Annotated in this window: 1 pseudogene; it reads right to left on the bottom strand. The window is 56.2% G+C overall.

Going from position 1 to position 315, the window contains the following annotated elements:
• Positions 1-315: pseudogene (locus tag LIQ05_RS20845) on the bottom strand (plasmid segregation actin-type ATPase ParM); the annotation flags it as partial.

Genomic DNA, 315 nt, shown 5'->3' on the forward strand with positions numbered 1-315 from the left:
TTGCGGACGGGTCCATGCTGCAGCTCTGGCCGTTCAGAACACGTTCGATCTGAATGTCCGTTACAGACAGTCCGGTATTTCTGCGTACCTGCTCGGTGATCTCATCCACGCACCGGATCACACCAAGCTCCAGGCTGCGGCAGGTAGCGGCGTTTGGAACACTGTTGTCCAGCCGCATCAGGTCTACGGTCCAGCCACCGATGTCTGCGAGAAGAACAGAAGGCTCGTCCCGAACACATTCCGGGTGAAGAGCCAGGGCAGAGTATCCCTGTGGGAACAGTTTTACATCCTGAATCCGGATCTCATAGCTCTCAT

Source organism: Blautia glucerasea (assembly GCF_020537505.1).
Taxonomy (GTDB): Bacteria; Bacillota; Clostridia; order Lachnospirales; family Lachnospiraceae; genus Blautia_A.